Source organism: Xenorhabdus sp. PB62.4 (assembly GCF_014467285.1).
GTDB lineage: Bacteria > Pseudomonadota > Gammaproteobacteria > Enterobacterales > Enterobacteriaceae > Xenorhabdus.
Window position 1 is genome coordinate 16,983 of record NZ_NKHR01000016.1, and the last position, 15,931, is coordinate 32,913.

The 15,931-nt window shown below is 36.8% G+C and carries 16 protein-coding genes; 3 read left to right on the forward strand and 13 right to left on the reverse strand.

Going from position 1 to position 15,931, the window contains the following annotated elements:
• Positions 1-89: 89 nt before the first annotated feature.
• Positions 90-1,502: a saccharopine dehydrogenase NADP-binding domain-containing protein gene (locus Xenpb_RS13295; RefSeq protein ID WP_187654763.1), complete on the reverse strand. Its 1,413-nt coding sequence runs from the start codon at positions 1,500-1,502 to the stop codon at positions 90-92.
• Positions 1,503-2,820: 1,318 nt separating this feature from the next.
• Between Xenpb_RS13295 and Xenpb_RS13300 the strand changes: the two genes are divergently transcribed.
• Entirely contained in the window at positions 2,821-3,129 is a 309-nt protein-coding gene (locus Xenpb_RS13300) for a hypothetical protein (RefSeq protein ID WP_187654764.1), read from the forward strand.
• 85 nt (positions 3,130-3,214) lie between these two features.
• Here the strand turns inward: Xenpb_RS13300 and Xenpb_RS13305 are convergent, their stop codons facing one another.
• Entirely contained in the window at positions 3,215-4,429 is a 1,215-nt protein-coding gene (locus Xenpb_RS13305) for a benzoate/H(+) symporter BenE family transporter (RefSeq protein ID WP_187654765.1), read from the reverse strand.
• A gap of 98 nt (positions 4,430-4,527) precedes the next feature.
• Between Xenpb_RS13305 and Xenpb_RS13310 the strand changes: the two genes are divergently transcribed.
• Positions 4,528-5,091, forward strand: a complete 564-nt coding sequence (locus Xenpb_RS13310; protein WP_187654766.1) for a helix-turn-helix domain-containing protein — start codon at positions 4,528-4,530, stop codon at positions 5,089-5,091.
• A 104-nt stretch (positions 5,092-5,195) separates the two neighbouring features.
• Here Xenpb_RS13310 and Xenpb_RS13315 read toward each other — a convergent pair whose 3' ends face one another.
• From Xenpb_RS13315 to gloB, 11 genes are all read right to left on the reverse strand, one after another.
• A complete protein-coding gene (locus Xenpb_RS13315) occupies positions 5,196-6,146 on the reverse strand; it encodes a lectin MOA-related protein (RefSeq protein WP_187654767.1) in 951 nt (316 codons plus the stop codon).
• Between the two features lie 272 nt (positions 6,147-6,418).
• Positions 6,419-7,414: an MBL fold metallo-hydrolase gene (locus Xenpb_RS13320; protein WP_187654768.1), complete on the reverse strand. Its 996-nt coding sequence runs from the start codon at positions 7,412-7,414 to the stop codon at positions 6,419-6,421.
• 324 nt (positions 7,415-7,738) lie between these two features.
• Complete coding sequence (locus Xenpb_RS13325) at positions 7,739-8,389, reverse strand: DUF2807 domain-containing protein (protein WP_187654769.1); 651 nt, start codon at positions 8,387-8,389, stop codon at positions 7,739-7,741.
• A gap of 142 nt (positions 8,390-8,531) precedes the next feature.
• Positions 8,532-8,993 carry a redox-sensitive transcriptional activator SoxR gene (soxR, locus tag Xenpb_RS13330; protein ID WP_187654770.1) on the reverse strand — a complete coding sequence of 154 codons (462 nt, stop codon included), beginning with the start codon at positions 8,991-8,993 and terminating at the stop codon, positions 8,532-8,534.
• Positions 8,994-9,130: 137 nt separating this feature from the next.
• Positions 9,131-9,454 (reverse strand): MepB family protein, encoded by a 324-nt coding sequence (locus Xenpb_RS13335; RefSeq protein ID WP_187654771.1) that lies wholly within the window; start codon positions 9,452-9,454, stop codon positions 9,131-9,133.
• Between the two features lie 158 nt (positions 9,455-9,612).
• The gene (locus Xenpb_RS13340) at positions 9,613-10,503 is read right to left on the reverse strand and encodes a DMT family transporter (protein WP_187654772.1); all 891 of its coding nucleotides are present in this window, start codon (positions 10,501-10,503) and stop codon (positions 9,613-9,615) included.
• Positions 10,500-11,378 (reverse strand): DUF6024 family protein, encoded by an 879-nt coding sequence (locus Xenpb_RS13345; protein ID WP_187654773.1) that lies wholly within the window; start codon positions 11,376-11,378, stop codon positions 10,500-10,502. Before Xenpb_RS13345 ends, Xenpb_RS13340 begins: the two co-directional genes overlap by 4 nt.
• The gene (locus tag Xenpb_RS13350) at positions 11,378-11,767 is read right to left on the reverse strand and encodes an NUDIX domain-containing protein (protein WP_187654774.1); all 390 of its coding nucleotides are present in this window, start codon (positions 11,765-11,767) and stop codon (positions 11,378-11,380) included. Before Xenpb_RS13350 ends, Xenpb_RS13345 begins: the two co-directional genes overlap by 1 nt.
• A gap of 27 nt (positions 11,768-11,794) precedes the next feature.
• Positions 11,795-12,478, reverse strand: a complete 684-nt coding sequence (locus Xenpb_RS13355; RefSeq protein WP_244170869.1) for a hypothetical protein — start codon at positions 12,476-12,478, stop codon at positions 11,795-11,797.
• Between the two features lie 524 nt (positions 12,479-13,002).
• Entirely contained in the window at positions 13,003-14,334 is a 1,332-nt protein-coding gene (gene mltD, locus Xenpb_RS13360; protein ID WP_187654775.1) for a murein transglycosylase D, read from the reverse strand.
• Positions 14,335-14,406: 72 nt separating this feature from the next.
• Entirely contained in the window at positions 14,407-15,162 is a 756-nt protein-coding gene (gene gloB / locus Xenpb_RS13365) for a hydroxyacylglutathione hydrolase (RefSeq protein WP_187654776.1), read from the reverse strand.
• 51 nt (positions 15,163-15,213) lie between these two features.
• Between gloB and Xenpb_RS13370 the strand changes: the two genes are divergently transcribed.
• Positions 15,214-15,930 carry a methyltransferase domain-containing protein gene (locus Xenpb_RS13370; protein WP_187654777.1) on the forward strand — a complete coding sequence of 239 codons (717 nt, stop codon included), beginning with the start codon at positions 15,214-15,216 and terminating at the stop codon, positions 15,928-15,930.
• Position 15,931: the final 1 nt, after the last annotated feature.

A 15,931-nucleotide genomic window follows, 5' to 3' on the forward strand; every position in this document is an offset into this window, starting at 1 on the left:
ATGCACAATAATGGGTTTCAGTTGAGATTCCCAAGCATACCATAACCAACGTTACTGTTTTTATATAATCAGGGTTGCAACTTTCTTCCTTATGTTCGTACTAAATAATTTTTAAATTGCCATCTATCATCTTCAGTCATATTTTCTTCATTATTTGTAGGGGACCAATCACTAAATGATTGATATATTGGAGATATGTATGGCTCAGCGATTGATAAAATATCTTGATATGGCAAATCTTCAGTCTCACAGTATCCTTGTTTGGGATTTGTTAAACACCAAATTATAGCAGAAATGACTCCACCAATTACCTGCATGGTTGTTGCGTTATGACCTGGTACAATTTGCCTAGCTCTGTGAATATCCACTTGTGAACCATACCAGAAAGTTTTTCTATTATGTCCCATAAGCAGAATTCCTAATTCATCAGAACCAGTGATAATATCATCTTTAATAATCTTTGCTTTCGCATGAGGTGTCCAATTACTCATCATATATTCATGTATGCTAACAAAAGCATCCGGTGCAGGTAGGTAGGCAAATTTGACCGTTGGACGATAAACAACAGCAGAATCTTCAAAAACGGTAAAGTATTGACTTAAGGTAACGCACTCACTGTGAGGCATTAAATAACCATAGATCTGACCGCCGTCAGGTAACCATGATTTCACAACGATATCACAGCCATATCTGTGAAAAAATAAAGCATTTTTAGAACCAGTATTGTGCGTTATGGCATGAGAAGGTAAAGTTTTTTCATGGGTACCCCAACCTAGTTCGGCTAGTGAAGTAGCTTCATCCATAAAAGCTTGTACACTCCATGTGTTTCTGAACTCATCAATCGGTTTTGGGGAGTGGGAAATCTGGGTATCCCGTTCACTGATATGAATAACTTTTACCGAACATTTTCTGGCAAGTTCAGCCCATTGCTCCCTTGTTTCAGGAGCTTGTTTAAAAATACCCAAATGTTTTGCTAACTCAACAAGTGCAGCTTTAGTAAGGTGATTGACAATACCTGGATTCGCGCCGTGATTGGTGATAGCAGTCGGACTATTTTTCTCCCATCTTTTTGAAACCTCTCTTGCCCTATTATGTAACGCATATAATGTTTGATGCTGCATATCTCCCATTTCTTCTACTTGATCTTCAGCCCATATTTCAAAGCTGCTATCCACGTACAATAATCCTTTACTGTGCGCAAATTCCATAATATCAATAGCATCTACGGAGCAAGTTAAGTTGACTAATAAATCCCCACTAAAAAAATAATGTTCAAGAGTTTTCTTATAATTTTTCTTAGTTAGCTTATTACATGACACATATTGATACCCCTTGTTTACTATTTTTTCAACATCTTGCTCAGTAGCTTCACCAGGTTCAATTACTATTATATTTTCAGGAGGTAAAATGACATGATTATTAATAACATCAATTAGGCATTGTGCAACTGTGCCAAAACCAAGAACTAATATTTTTCCATCAAACTGAATAACATTCTCCACGATTATCTCCTGTGATAAGCACAATAAATACGCAATATTTTTTATCGACTACTGATACATCAATGGGTAGGATTGACGCAATAATTGCAACATGGACTGTATAGGATTCAATTGGTGTCATCTATTTAAAACCTTCTTAGGCTTTATATCCGTATATGGACTCCCGTATACGAGTAAGAGAAATGTATTTGATTGAGGTCATGACTGAGCCCATACATTAGGCTTCTTTTTACAGGCTTTCCCCGCATATGTAGTGATGTATTTCAGCTATAAACAGTGCTATCCTTTTATCTAATGCACTAAATTTAGGAATAATATCTAATGACATAAACATAATTTATGTGTGTAACATATCTATTGTTAATAATTTAATCTATATTTTATTTGTTTCAAGAATAGCTACCGCCTTGAGTTTTATTTCTCAATATGATTATGTGTTTTTTAATATAAACTACATAATAATTTGATTATAAATTTTATTCGGAGAACTTTCTAACATAAAGAAAGTTTTTTTCAAAGGGAAATAATAATTAAAAATTAATTTTTTGTGACTAAAGTCAAATTCCAATTAAATATTGGAAGAAAAAATATAACATTAGATTATTACTATTGGCTTAATAATTATTACGACAATAGTAATATTAAATAATAAAACTATTGGCCTCGTATTAAATTAGTTGATTTATGTGAATATAATATCACGTTAGTCAGGAAGTGGTCATATACTAATGAAATGGATACCTTCCCAAACCGGTTTCAGTGTGCCACTTCAGGGTGGATCGGGAATACTGTTATACATCTGTTAAAGCCGTTAGAGCCGTTGCTTTTAAGTAATTTACTACGCCCCCAAGACAAGAATCTGGAAACATTACAGAAAATACTGGGAGATTTAGGGGTTGCGTTGAATATTAATCATCAATGTCACATCACATGTGATATGTACACTAACTTTATATTAGATGGTGATAATGTTAAATATTATTTATATAAAAACTCCCGTAGCTTGAAAGGGAGAGCAAGCATTGTGGTATATCTGCGTACCTTTGGAAACGGATATCGTCAGTGAATAACTCTAACGAGGTTGGCGATGAAGGTTCTTTAAACTTAAAGAATACCTCGAAAGGGTGTTTTATATTGTTACTCAATTGCATTGAACGTTGAACTATGCACTTACTTTTTATATTAGCATCAGGCCATGTCCTCATTTAGCTTTTGCCTCCTCATGTATGTCAGTCATTGACGGGGAAATTTGGTCACTCTGTATTTTCCTTTCATTTGCGGGTATACTGCCGCTCCGTTTTTATAGATTGATCTTTAGATGATAAGAAAACTACTATTATTGTCAGTACTTGTTATGGCAGGTTGCTCTACTGGCAGAATACCGACAGATAATCTTTCATCACTCAACAATAATGAATTGTGCCGCACTCTTGGTGACAATTATATTAATAGCACAGAATTATTTAAGGCTATGAATGAAGTTTTCGATCGTGTTGGCTCAATAGATATTCAGGAATGTAAAGCCATTGCTAATGAGGTTAAGCTCACTGAAATTTCTCTTAGAAATATGCAATGGCAAAATAATATAAATAGCATGAATACTAAGTTCATGGAAGATGCAATGTAAATAATCAAGTCACAGAAAGGATTCTAATATTTATGCGCTCTTTATTGAGCGCGAATATAATTAACTAATTCAATCATATTATGGTTTATTGCTGGCTCTTTTGTTCAGTTTCCTGTTCCATCGATAGAAGATGGTGTTTTTTTAATACAGCGTGAGCAATGATCCCACCGATCAATCCCCAAAACGCGGAACTGATACCCAATAAATTTGCCCCTGATGCTGTGATCAGAAAGCAGATAATGGCAGCATCTCTTGTATACTGATCCTTGATTGCTTGATGCAAACTATTTGTAAAAGTACCAAGCAGAGCTAATCCAGCTAAAATTTTTATTAATGGAATTGGAAAAGCGTCGAACAAATAGAAAATGGCTCCGCCAAAAATGCCTGCTAGCAGATAGAAAAAACCAGCACTGACTGCGGCAATATATCGCTTATTCGGATCTGGATGAACATCTTTTCCCATGCAAATGGCTGCCGTAATAGCGGCAATACAAATACTGAATCCACCAAAAGGTGCCAGAATTATTGTCATCAACGATGTCCAAATAAGTAATTTGGATGCACGAGGAGGATATCCCGCCGCCTGTAAGGTAGCGATTCCCGGTGCATTTTGTGATGCCATCGTGACGATAAAAAATGGAATGCCTACGCCAATAAGTGTGGTTGCGCTAAAGTGCGGCATAATAAATTCAGGTATGGAAAATGTAATGTTTTTACCCACCAAATTTAAATCACCGTTGAAAATACAGATAATCAAGCCAACCACCAGCGTCGAGATGATGGCGTATAACGGAAAATAGCGGTGGAAAATTAAGTAAACAAGTAGCATGGCACTACAAAGCCAAAAATTGACTTGTAGCATTTCAAATGCCTCCAAACCAAAGCGGAGTAATATCCCGGCAAGCATTGCCGCCGCTATGGTATGTGGAATGTAGTTCATTAATTTAGCAAATAGTCCGGTGATACCGCATATCAACATTAATGCCGAAGCAAAGATAAAAATACCGATGGCTTCATTAACGGAGGTATCTGGAAAGTTTGTCGCCAATAATGCAATTCCCGGTGTTGACCAAGCTGTTAAAATGGGCGTGCGGTAATAGAGTGACAACCCAATTGTCGTGACTCCCATTCCTACACCGAGCATAACCAGCCAAGCACCTATTTGTACTGGTTCGACACCGATTGCCGTCACGGCTTGGAGAATTATCGCAACTGAACTAGCATAGCCAACTAATACCGCAACAAACCCTGTGATGAGTGTTACTGGTGAGAAATCCCTAAAAAATGATAGCCTAAGCATAAGACATTACCTATCGGACGTTATAACGGACGATGGTGAGAATAACATCGTCCGTTATAACGTTCAATCATGAATTTATTTCTTTTGAGAAAGCACCAATGAGTGATATCACATCGAAAATTGCTGAAAAATTTAAAATATTAAGAGCTTCCCGCGGGTTAAGCCTCAGTCAGGTGGCGAAATTGACGGGAGTCAGTAAGGCGATGCTTGGGCAAATTGAACGTGGTCAATCAAGCCCGACGATTTCGACGCTGTGGAAAATCGCGACAGGCTTTAATATTGCTTTTTCAACTTTTTTAGAAGGAGCGTCTCCCCAATCTCAGCCTGTATTGCACCGATTTAATGAATTACCGATCTTTGAACAAAACAACTCAGGCATGCGTGTAACGCCACTGATACCTTTTGATGACGAACTTTTTACTGATTTACTCAAAATAGAATTAATACCGGGTGCTTCAAGTGAATCTTCTCCGCATGAATTCGGAGTGATAGAGCATGTTATTGTACTCAGTGGAGAGTTAGATCTCCGTCTTAATGACACTTGGCATAAAATTTCAGCGGGTGAATCCATGCGTTTTCATGCTGATTGTCACCATGCTTATGCTAATTCAGGAGATGAAACAGTGATTATCCATGACCTCATTCACTATCCTCATAATTGACATTTGCCATGGAAAATAAAGAGTATGAAAAATCAGGTATTGGTGTATTACTACACCAATACCTGAATACAATAAAAACCGAAATGGAATACGAGGTTAATATCTTATATTAAGATATAATACGGTTCGTATTTCCAGTCTTTAGCATCTGTGATTTCTCCTGTTTGTGGTTCTATAATTTTAACTTTTAGTTCAGGGGTGATATATATGTTAACGGCATGTGCAGTTTTTTTAGTATTCCCCAATATCATCCCAATTGCATATCCATAAATTTCTTTATCTGCATAGGCTTCTTTACTGGCTTGTGCTTTGTATACAAGGCTAAAGTCATCACAATCAAAAACTTGTTTTCTATATGTGTAATTTTTCAGTCCTGACTTTTTGTATATATCTTCCGCTTTTTTGTCTGAAACTAATCTGTAGAATGTATCTATAGTTCGTAGGTTTGCTAAATTGAATTGAATTTTTGGCCAGGTTTTTTCTAGTAAGGTTTTTATGAGTCTTGCTTTAATAAAATGGGGATGAAGAGTAAATAGACTGTATTTCTTATGGGATGCGGTTAGCCAAGCCCATTGCTTAGATTTATCATGAGTATGACTGAATAAAAACATTTCTGTTCCCTGATTATTCCAAATGAGTCTATATTTCCTCATTCCATCTTCCGTTTTGACATACTCTTTTTTGAGTGATATTCGTTTATCCTCTGGGGAGGAATTAGGCGTATCCCAGCATATTTTAGTGGTTTCTTCAGATATATCATAGGCATACATGAAGAACCTTTTTTCTTGGTATGAGCCGGTCACTCTCATTGGATTTCCTGGTGTTTTCAGAGTCCTCAGTTTTAATATGATAAAGGCATAAGAATATTTTTCTGATCCCATATATGCGCGCTTTTTATCATATTCTATATCATCGATACATAGGGCACGTTTATGATCATCTATAATGAGATATGAAACGTGAGGGTTTATTTTATCTTCGGGAGATACAGGGTCATTCTCCATGATAAAATCGGATATGCAGGGTGTTTTAATTATTTTGTCTTTATTTTCCATAACATAGTTACCTTATTTTTTATATTGGTTACCTCAAACACAACCTGTCAATTAGTTAAACAAGAGTGATGAATGGAAAACATCAGATTTTATGTCACAAAGGAGTGCTGAGATGGTATTCAATTTTTAGTGTAGACGTAGTTTGAATACTTCGCCAGAGTGGGGACGTATTTTAACGTCTGTTGGGATAGGTATTAAGTCACCCATAGGGTGACTTATTTCAGTAAGAAAATACGAATGAAGATTTAATATATTAACAGTGAATAACGGTGTTAATCATTTATTTTCAGTGAATTAGTATATTCAACTGGCACCCAGGTATATCCTTGTGCATCTTTACGGATATGTCCGATACCAGGGAAAGGTAAATGTGCAGCACCAATTAACCATTTTTCTTTTGCAGCTTTTTTGAAAATAGCTTTACGTGCTTCAACGGCTTTATCATTATTTATATCATATTCTATAGCAACTTCAGGGTGCATAAATTGCACTGAATAGGAGTGAACAATATCGCCCCAAATCAGCATGTTGTTTTTACCAGAGTGTAATTTAAATGATGTATGGCCTGGAGTATGGCCAAAAGTTGATATTGCTTCGATACCAGGAATGATGTTATCTCCGTTTTTGAAGGTACGGAATGCGTTTTTAGCAATATAGGGCGCCAGCGCATCTTGGACCATTTTGAAAATAGCGCGCTTTTCTTCAGGGGCAGCAGCCATAGTTCCAGGATTCAACCAGTAATCTTTTTCTTCTTGAGAAACGTAGACAACGGCGTTAGGGAATGCCATTTTCCCATCTGCGGAAGCGATACCACAAGAATGATCGGGGTGCAGATGTGTAAGCAATACTGTTTTTACCTCTTCCGGTGAATAGCCTGCGGCACGGATATTATCCATGGCATTTCCCATCGTAGGGCCAAAACATTTGCTTGAACCCGTATCAATTAATACCAACCCCTCTTTGGTATTCGTGAGGTAGGCATTTACCGCTGTCTGAACGCCATTCTTTCCTTCAACAAGGAACATGCGAGCAAGCAGCGTCTGAATATCTTTTGCTCCAATGTCTTTCAGTAATGCGGAGGGAATATAAAGATATCCATCATAAATAGCGGTAACTATAAAATCCCCAACCATTTGATGATAGTAACCCGGTGCCTGATTGATGATTTGGTCAGTTGATTTTGCAAAAGCCGTTGGTATTGCTGAAGTTACGACAGTAGTAAGAGCCAGTGTAATAGCAAGATGGGATGCTTTAAAAATGTTTTTCATTAAATGCTCCTGATAAATGAGGATGAATTAATGCTGTCATATTTGTTGGATCTGTTAGCTTTATTTAAATAGTTGAGTAAAGTTTCCAGATAATTTCTTTTACAACGGATAAAAAAAACTGCCAAGTTCATCAATGTAATAGATTAAATATCAATGAGTATATAATTATGTTTGTAATTATATTATTTTTTGTGGGTGTTAAAATGGAATTGTTTCTATTTTTAACTGTACTTAATTTTTCACTCAGCCTGCTCTTTAGTGATTTATTAGGGCACGAAAAATAGACTGAGTGATGTTGAAAAATATAATTAAAAGCTATTATATTCAGGAGCAGACATCCGTAGAAATTTCGCTGGCGAAATTATCTGTTGTTTTAACTACAGCGTCTTCATCGACAAAGATCTGAGTTCCCGCTGTCAGGCTGGCAGTGATTTGGGGAATATGGCAGAGAGAAGCAGATGCTCCCATACTTAAATTCACTTTGGCGGAATTGGCACTGAATTTCTGAGCGCTTTTATTAAATACAGCCCCCATTTCCAGAGTAAGATCAAGGTACTTGGTTTTACCTGCAACATCAATTTTGCTACCCATTTCACCTGAAACTGCCAGATTTTCACTATCGACGGCACAAGCGTCCACTTGCGTTTTTACCCCGGATTTAGTGGATAAATTCTTCAGTGGCTTGTCAGTGTATAGCGTAATTTTAACGCCTGAGGTGAGAAAATTATCTTCTTTAGCCGCTTCGTTAATCAGATTAAGTGTATCGTTATCACGACTGATATTGAGTTTATTGATGGAAGATTGCGTTCCTTTGGCTTTTAATGAAGGCGTTGTCGCGCATTTTATTGTTAAAGCAATACCATTTTGCACGTTAACAGAGGTGAAACTCTGTATCTCAATGGTTCTTTCTGCTGCTATTACGGAAGGTAATGCAGTTCCTGAAATTAATGCTACTAAAATTGCCATCTTTTTCATAAAAATACCTCTATGAGTAGGGATAATATTTATAATTTGAACAAAAGATTAGAAATAACTTCAAAATATTCCTTAAAAAGAATTCCATATCTTAAAACTAAATTTTTTAGAGCCTGTCTCTGATTAATAGCTATGTGACTTTCTAAAGCTTTTCCAAAATAATTGCCCCAGTTCCTTTTTCTCCCAAAATATCATTCGGGTTGCGTAAAGGGCAGTCTGTGAGTGAAAGGCAGCCGCAGCCGATACAGCTATTTAAATCATTGCGTAACCGGGTCAATATCTTGATGCGTTTATCCAACATATCCCGCCATTGTGAAGAAACTATCTGCCATTGTTCTGCGGTCAAATTACTGTTGGGAGGGAACTGACATAAAACGGCCTGAATTTCTTTAAGGGGTATCCCGGTACTTTGAGCAGCCTTAATAATCGCAAGATAACGCAGGACAACGGAAGGAAAACGACGCTGATTGCCGTGGCTGCGTGAACTTTTGATTAGCCCTTTTGCTTCATAAAAGTGAATCGCTGATATCGCGACTCCACTGCGTTTTGAAACTTCGCCAATGGTCAAGGCGCGATTGAAATCAATGTGTTTATTTTTTACCATCTCTATTGACCTCAAGTTAACTTTAGGTCTTATAGTGCAACGTTGCTGTGTCTGTCAACTGGCAAAAATCAGGAAAATTGATTATGCAACGTTTCATTGAAAATGCGCTTGAGAGCAATTTTTATCATTTCATTTAGTTATGATAGTGCGTGCGTCTCAGAAAACGTGGCTATTAAACAGAAATCAATATCATCACTTTGTTCAAAAGGCGTTATGTCTGAATTTGGTGTAGGCCGTTTCCAGAGTGTGACAAATTGACCTTGTTTATTGGGGGTGATCTTACCTTGACGAAATACGATCGACTTCCCGTTTAGTTGAAAGCGTATGGCACTATAATCACGGCTTTCTGTTTCACAATAAGGAGTGCTGCCTAGTTGAAACCCTGAGGGGAGTAGGAGATAGTCTTTAATTTCAGTAAAAACATCGGGGAGGTTATTTTTGTTTGATTTTAATGAAGTCAATTTATATTTCTCCTAACCTTTATAAACAAATCAGTAAAGCCATTGTATTTTAGTTATGTTCTGGCTTTATTCTATATAAAATTCAGCAAATCATGTCTTTTAACCATGATTTTCTGATAGTAGTGGTAAATTTTTTCATGAATCAAATTCATCAATAATTATTCAGATTTGGAAACTTTTAATGTCATAATGGCATGTAAACTATTCGTAATTAAAGCAATGAGAATAATACTTCCACCGATAAATGTATAAGCACTAGGAATGTCGCCAAAGGTAATCCATATCCAAATTGGGCCAAGAACTGCTTCTAACAGTAAGAAAAAACCCAGATGAGGGGAGGGTATTAGTTTTGAAGATTTAGCTATCAATGTAAGGGCTAAAAATACTATTACAGATCCTTCTATTAAAATTAAAAAAAACTTGGATAATGAAATGGCGAAGTTAATATCAAAATAAAAATATAACAATACAGTGGAAAATATTGCTCCAATAGAAGGGGTTAAAGATAGATCTTTTTTACTAACCCGGCCAACGACGAAAGCAGCAGCCATAGACATTGCTGTCAGTAAGGCAGTAATATCCCCAATGGATACAGAAAGACTCGTTTGGGAACCAAACATTACGATAGTTATCCCTACTATAGAAATAACAAATGACAATACCGTTATGCGGCTTACAATCTCTTTAGTAACAACCCATGAAAATATAGCGGCCCAGAGTGGAGCCGTGCTGATTATAAACAACATATTTGAGATGGATGTTGTCATTGCAGAGATCGGAAATAATACTGATGATAAACCGTAGAAAAAAGAAGCAAGGAGAAAATCCTTATTATATACTACCTCTTTTTTAATTTTATTTTTCCCTTTAAAAAAAGAAAATACAATAATTAATATCATTGGCAGTGACATGGAAAAAGAACGCCAAAATGCAATTTGATCTGGGCTGAAATTGATAGCTCGTATAAAAACAGTATCAAAACTTAGAGTGATTCCACCTAAAAGGGCACATAGGTAACCTATTTTGGCAGTATGGTTTACAGTATTCATAATAATCCTTGTATATATTTAATTAATTGTGAGTTACAATTAATTGGCTCTGAGTTGATATTACCATTTTTATAGCAACTGAATCTATAACTCATTTCCCCTATTTTTTTCATAGTTATAACGGAGTTTCTATTGTAAGGTGTATTGTCTAAATTAAAATTAGACTGAAAAATAACAAATGGAGTTTTTGAGTTTAATGGAGTGATACATTTAAAACCTATTTCTTCTAATTGATTTATCTCGTTATCGATTAAGCTGAAGTAAGCAACATTAAAAATTTGGGGATCGTTTTTTAATTTAACTAGTGTATCATTATACGTTCTAATATTAACTGTACCTGATTCAGATATTCTTGCTATTTTTGATATCTCTGGGTAATGATTTTTATCTTGAACACAAAGAACGCCTAAACCAGCCTGAATAGCCAGATGTTTATGTAATGGAAAAAATAGTATCTTAGAGGACGTGGCAATTTTATGATACCATATAGTACCTATAGATTGAGCTGCATCTAAAACAAAATCAGATTCTTTTAATGAGCAAATTGCTCCTGTTTGTGGGTCGATATGTGTTAATAATGGAATAGAGTGTGAAAAGGGAATTGTTGTAATATTATTAAATGGAGCGTAGCAACCTTCTCTAATCGATATAGAGACAGAATTCATATTTAGCCCATAGATTACATTCAGTAAACAATGAGTGCTATTATTCAATAGGAATATTTCTTCATGTTCGAGCTGTAAATGCTCCCTAAGATTTTTCTTTATTTCTTTCCGAATAATGTTGACTTTTTTATAGTAGTTATCATTACCCTTATCTTTAGAGGTAAATGCTAAAAGTTTTGAATTTATCGCTGAATCATCTAGGAAGTTCATTATTCTATCAAGCCGATTTTTTTGAGTTTTGGGATAATGGCCTCTTTAAAAATATTTCCTATTTGCATTTTTTCGGCGTCTTTTGATGTGATCCACCTTAAATCAGCGATTTCTGAACAGGGGGAAGGGATTCCTTTTATATCAATTAACCATGAATTAATTTCAATGGGTTCATTTTCAAAAACAGATTTTGAGTAATCGACGCTAAAATGAATAGGGTTGACAAATGTGACACCAATTTCCTCTTGTATTTCACGAAGTAAACATTCAATCTGAGACTCATTACTTTCAATTTTACCACCGGGTGATATATATATGGAGGTTTTATGTTTCCTAACTACAAGTAACTTTTTATTCCTGATAACTATGGCAGCGCATTTTCTTATCATAAAACCTCCATCATATTTAGTTTACTTTTAACAACATTCTTCCACAGCCTTGACAACAATACCACCAGTAAGGAATTCAATTATATCCCTGCATTTACTTTCTTTTCTCTTTAGATAGTCAAGGATGGTTTCGTCAGAAGCTGGTGTGAAGCTATCGGCGAAAATTGAAATTCCTTCTAAAGATTTAGTAGAGATACCTGCTTGCAATAAACGATATTTTACATCGTCTTGTGATTGGGCAAATTCGTATATGGGGCTATTGTATTCAATGCCATATCCTTTCATAAACTCGACAAAATACTCTTTTGCTATTAGCCTTTGCTCAGGAAATTCTTTCTGATAATGAGTGATTCCATCATTAATAATTTTGATTCCATGTCGCATACAGTAGTCAATAATGTGTGCATGAATTGCAATTTTTTCACCAAGAAGAACGAGGTTTTTTTTATCTTTTAGTATATCATCTTCTAAAGTTTCAATGGCTAGAGTGCGAAAAGATCCGCTTATATCTTCAATCTTATGCGAAACGACAAGATCGCCGAATCTGTCTTTTAGCTCTTGTACTCGGTGGTTAAGAATTCCTCTGTGTAGCGAACAACCACTGCTGGCTGTAAATAAATGCACTGGAACGCTTTTTAGCATTAGATGTACTGCGACTAGAGTGCTGTCCCGTCCACCTGTAAACATGACTAATTGAGCTTGCTTATTCATTTTTTATTCCTTGTTTTTTAATTTGCTATAATTTCCGGTATAGGGTTTGTGGTAAATCAATTGAGATTATTTTCTAAAATAAACTTTTTGGAAAAATTTTTCCTTCATTCATTGTTTCTACTGTTCTGTTTAAGTATGTAAATATTTTTTAGAAGTGATTTTGAAGCTTTGATTGTTTTTGAGCTGCCTTGTGAGAGAACCTCTATACAAATAATTATAATGTAATATATCAAGATTATTACATTTTGAAATTTTTACTTCATTTGATATTTATTATTGAAAATCAAATAGACGTAATAACCTTATTCCAATCTACTATAAGCAGCAATAATATTATACAAAACAGATGGAATATAAAATATACGCTGATCTAGGTCACATATTCAAAGTGTTGTTCTTTGTATATACTCTCTATTTTCAATGCGGAGAGAAACCTCAAATGGCAATGTTGCGCCTGCCAGGCCGGAATAAAATAACTCCCTATCCAAAAGAACAGGGAGCCATGCTGGAGAGAATAAACTTACTTAATTAAGATAAAGTGTTAGCGCCATGCCGGGTTTCATTTCTTTGATTTTGATGTTTTTATTCCAACTCATCAGATCATTAATATTCACGCCGTGGTGTTTGGCGATGCTAAAAAACGAATCACCTTTGCGTACATGATAAGTAACAGGGCTGCTGTTATCGATTTTCAATACCTGCCCAATCTTGAGTCGATGAGCTGTTTTCAAGTTGTTCAATCTTTGCAACTCTTTATGAGTTGTATTGAAGCGTTTTGCAATCGCTGACAGTGTATCTCCGGCACGAACCTTATATTGGCCTTGTTGCTGTAGCTGGTGAGTATTGTGAGCGACAGACAGCCGAATATTTTTCAAAACGCTTTCATCAGTTAATGAAGTCTTAAACTGGTTAACGCTCTTTTGTGGCAGCATGATGTAATGCGGCCCATGAGGGGAAGTCATGCCTTGTTTATAACCCGGGTTATATGCCCTGATTGATGACAATGATAATCCAGAGAGTTCAGCCGCTTGTGACAACGTGATTTGTTGCCCTACCTCAACCTTAGCCAATGCTTTCTGGTTGTTAGGTTTTGGCAACTTGAAAGCATATTTTTTGTCATGACGGATAATGTTACTTAGCGCCAATATTTTGGGAACGTAGTGCATTGTTTCACGTGGCAGCGACAATGACCAAAAATCAGTTGGCTTTCCTTTTGCCTGATTATCTTTGATTGCACGTATCACCCGGCCTTCACCACTGTTGTAAGCAGCGATGGTGAGTAACCAGTCTCCATTGAACCGCTTGTTCAGATACTCAAGCATATCAAGTGCGACTGTTGTTGAAGCTGCAATATCGCGTCGGCCATCGTACCATTTATCCTGCGTCAGGCCGTAATGGCGGCCGGTACTTGGGATAATCTGCCATAAACCAGCCGCCTGGGCATAAGAGGTGGCATGGGGATTAAAAGCACTCTCCACTATGGGCAGCAGAACCAGTTCCATTGGCATATTTCGTTCGTCAAGCTGCTCAACTATCCAATAGATGTACGGTTCTGCCCGTAACGTCACATTTTGGAGATAGCTCTTGTGTTTCAGGTAGTCATTTTGTTGTTCGCGCACCCTGCTGTTATCAGGAATGTCCATCTTCAACTCATCACGGATATGTCCCCACAAATCTTGTTGGGTTGTCGGACTCACCTTCCAGTTTGCAGAATCCTCTGGCTCTGCAATACCGTCTGTTTTCTGATTCGTCGAAGACATCTTCTGTACATGCTGCTGGGAAGGAGTCTTTTGTTGCAGACTCGATTGACAACCGGCAAGCAGAACAGAGGCGAATAAGATCGCTTTTGTCTTCATGTTCTCTTTTGATGTTTGCCTAAAAGGTGAGCGATGATACTGACCAATCACGCAGAAGACAACCCAACAAAATTAAAATTGATCTTTATAAGTTCTTAACTGCTGAAAAACAGAAGAAAGTGGCATTGAATTCGGTTTGATGCCGATATTTTTTTGTAAATCAATGTGGTGACAATTTAAGAAAACATTGATTTTTTTCTCTGTTTGTAAAGTTGTGGGAACTGTTGCCTGATGATTTTCACGTAACTTAAGTATCTTTTTAGCATAATCATGAATAGTTTGATTTTCAGGTAATACTGTTTTTGCAAATGCCATATTTGCTGCGGTATATTCATGAGCACAACAGATCAATGTGTCATCGGGTAACGATGAAATTTTCGCAAGGGAAGAGAACATCTGTTCGGCTGTACCTTCAAATAACCGCCCGCAACCGCCAGAAAAGAGCGTGTCTCCACAAAATAGATAGGGGGCCTGATAGAATGCAATATGACCAAGTGTATGGCCTGGCAATTCCATAATACGGAAAGAAAACCGTTTAATCTCAATAATGTCATTATCATGAACAATATGGGTTGCCCCTTTGTTTTGTGTTTCTTCAGGGCCATATACAGGTAATCCGGGATGTTTTATGAGCAAACCCGGCACACCGCCAACATGATCATGGTGATGGTGTGTTAGCAGTATCGCCAAAGGAATAAGTTGATTTGCTGCTAGAATGTCAATGACAGGCTGTGATTCTGCGGGGTCGATAATGACACAATGCTTGTCTTCATCACAAAGTAACCAAATGTAGTTATCTGAAAGGGCAGGGATCCTGATAAGCTCCATTGTATGCCTCATTTTCGTAGTAGGTTTATCATAGATTGAAAGGAAGATGACATGCGTTCAGCACGTTCGATCAAACAAATAATCCCTCCTGTTTCTTGGGTTGAGTTACCGTGGGGAGAATATTACCGTGTTGCTCTGGAACGTCAATTGGAACTGTGGTGGCCAAAAATGTTTGGCTTTCATTTGTTGAAAGTCGGCAACTTAAGTGCGGAAATTGACAGTCGTTCCTGTTTGATAAGCCATCAGGTCAACATCGGATTACAGGGGGAAAATATGAATGTGATAACTGATCCCCATTATCTTCCTTTTGCAGCTAAATCTGTTGATGCTTGTTTGTTGGCACATATGCTGACTTATAGCATTGATCCTCATTGGTTGTTGAGGGAAGTGGATAGAGTGATGATCGATGATGGTTGGTTGATTATCAGTGGTTTTAATCCGATAAGTGTATTAGGGGTAAGAAAAATAGTTGCGCCCATCTGCCGTTGGCAGCCTTGCCGTGCCCAAATGTTTTCTATGTTTCGTCAATTGGATTGGCTTCGCCTTTTAAACTACGAAATTGTTCATCATGCTAATTTTCATGTTTTGCCATGGCAAAGCAGAGGGCATTTTTATAACTCAATTGAATTGATGTTTGGGTGTTTGAGTGTCATTATTGCCCGCAAGCGGACAATCCCCCTGACGTTAAACCCCATGCGGGCAAGGTTGTTGAAACCGAAATTCAGTAATGCGTTAGGGGCGGTGAAAAATTTTCACCGACGCCATTAAT

What these genes read in the sequence shown, in the direction of transcription:
- Xenpb_RS13300 (WP_187654764.1), top strand. Translation starts at nt 2,821, where the DNA reads ATGATAAGAAAACTACTATTATTGTCAGTACTTGTTATGGCAGGTTGC.
- mltD (WP_187654775.1), bottom strand. Translation starts at nt 14,334, where the DNA reads ATGAAGACAAAAGCGATCTTATTCGCCTCTGTTCTGCTTGCCGGTTGT.
- Xenpb_RS13345 (WP_187654773.1), bottom strand. Translation starts at nt 11,378, where the DNA reads ATGAACTTCCTAGATGATTCAGCGATAAATTCAAAACTTTTAGCATTT.
- Xenpb_RS13325 (WP_187654769.1), bottom strand. Translation starts at nt 8,389, where the DNA reads ATGAAAAAGATGGCAATTTTAGTAGCATTAATTTCAGGAACTGCATTA.
- soxR (WP_187654770.1), bottom strand. Translation starts at nt 8,993, where the DNA reads ATGGTAAAAAATAAACACATTGATTTCAATCGCGCCTTGACCATTGGC.
- Xenpb_RS13340 (WP_187654772.1), bottom strand. Translation starts at nt 10,503, where the DNA reads ATGAATACTGTAAACCATACTGCCAAAATAGGTTACCTATGTGCCCTT.
- gloB (WP_187654776.1), bottom strand. Translation starts at nt 15,162, where the DNA reads ATGGAGCTTATCAGGATCCCTGCCCTTTCAGATAACTACATTTGGTTA.
- Xenpb_RS13310 (WP_187654766.1), top strand. Translation starts at nt 4,528, where the DNA reads ATGAGTGATATCACATCGAAAATTGCTGAAAAATTTAAAATATTAAGA.
- Xenpb_RS13355 (WP_244170869.1), bottom strand. Translation starts at nt 12,478, where the DNA reads ATGAATAAGCAAGCTCAATTAGTCATGTTTACAGGTGGACGGGACAGC.
- Xenpb_RS13370 (WP_187654777.1), top strand. Translation starts at nt 15,214, where the DNA reads ATGCGTTCAGCACGTTCGATCAAACAAATAATCCCTCCTGTTTCTTGG.
- Xenpb_RS13305 (WP_187654765.1), bottom strand. Translation starts at nt 4,429, where the DNA reads ATGCTTAGGCTATCATTTTTTAGGGATTTCTCACCAGTAACACTCATC.
- Xenpb_RS13350 (WP_187654774.1), bottom strand. Translation starts at nt 11,767, where the DNA reads ATGATAAGAAAATGCGCTGCCATAGTTATCAGGAATAAAAAGTTACTT.
- Xenpb_RS13320 (WP_187654768.1), bottom strand. Translation starts at nt 7,414, where the DNA reads ATGAAAAACATTTTTAAAGCATCCCATCTTGCTATTACACTGGCTCTT.
- Xenpb_RS13315 (WP_187654767.1), bottom strand. Translation starts at nt 6,146, where the DNA reads ATGGAAAATAAAGACAAAATAATTAAAACACCCTGCATATCCGATTTT.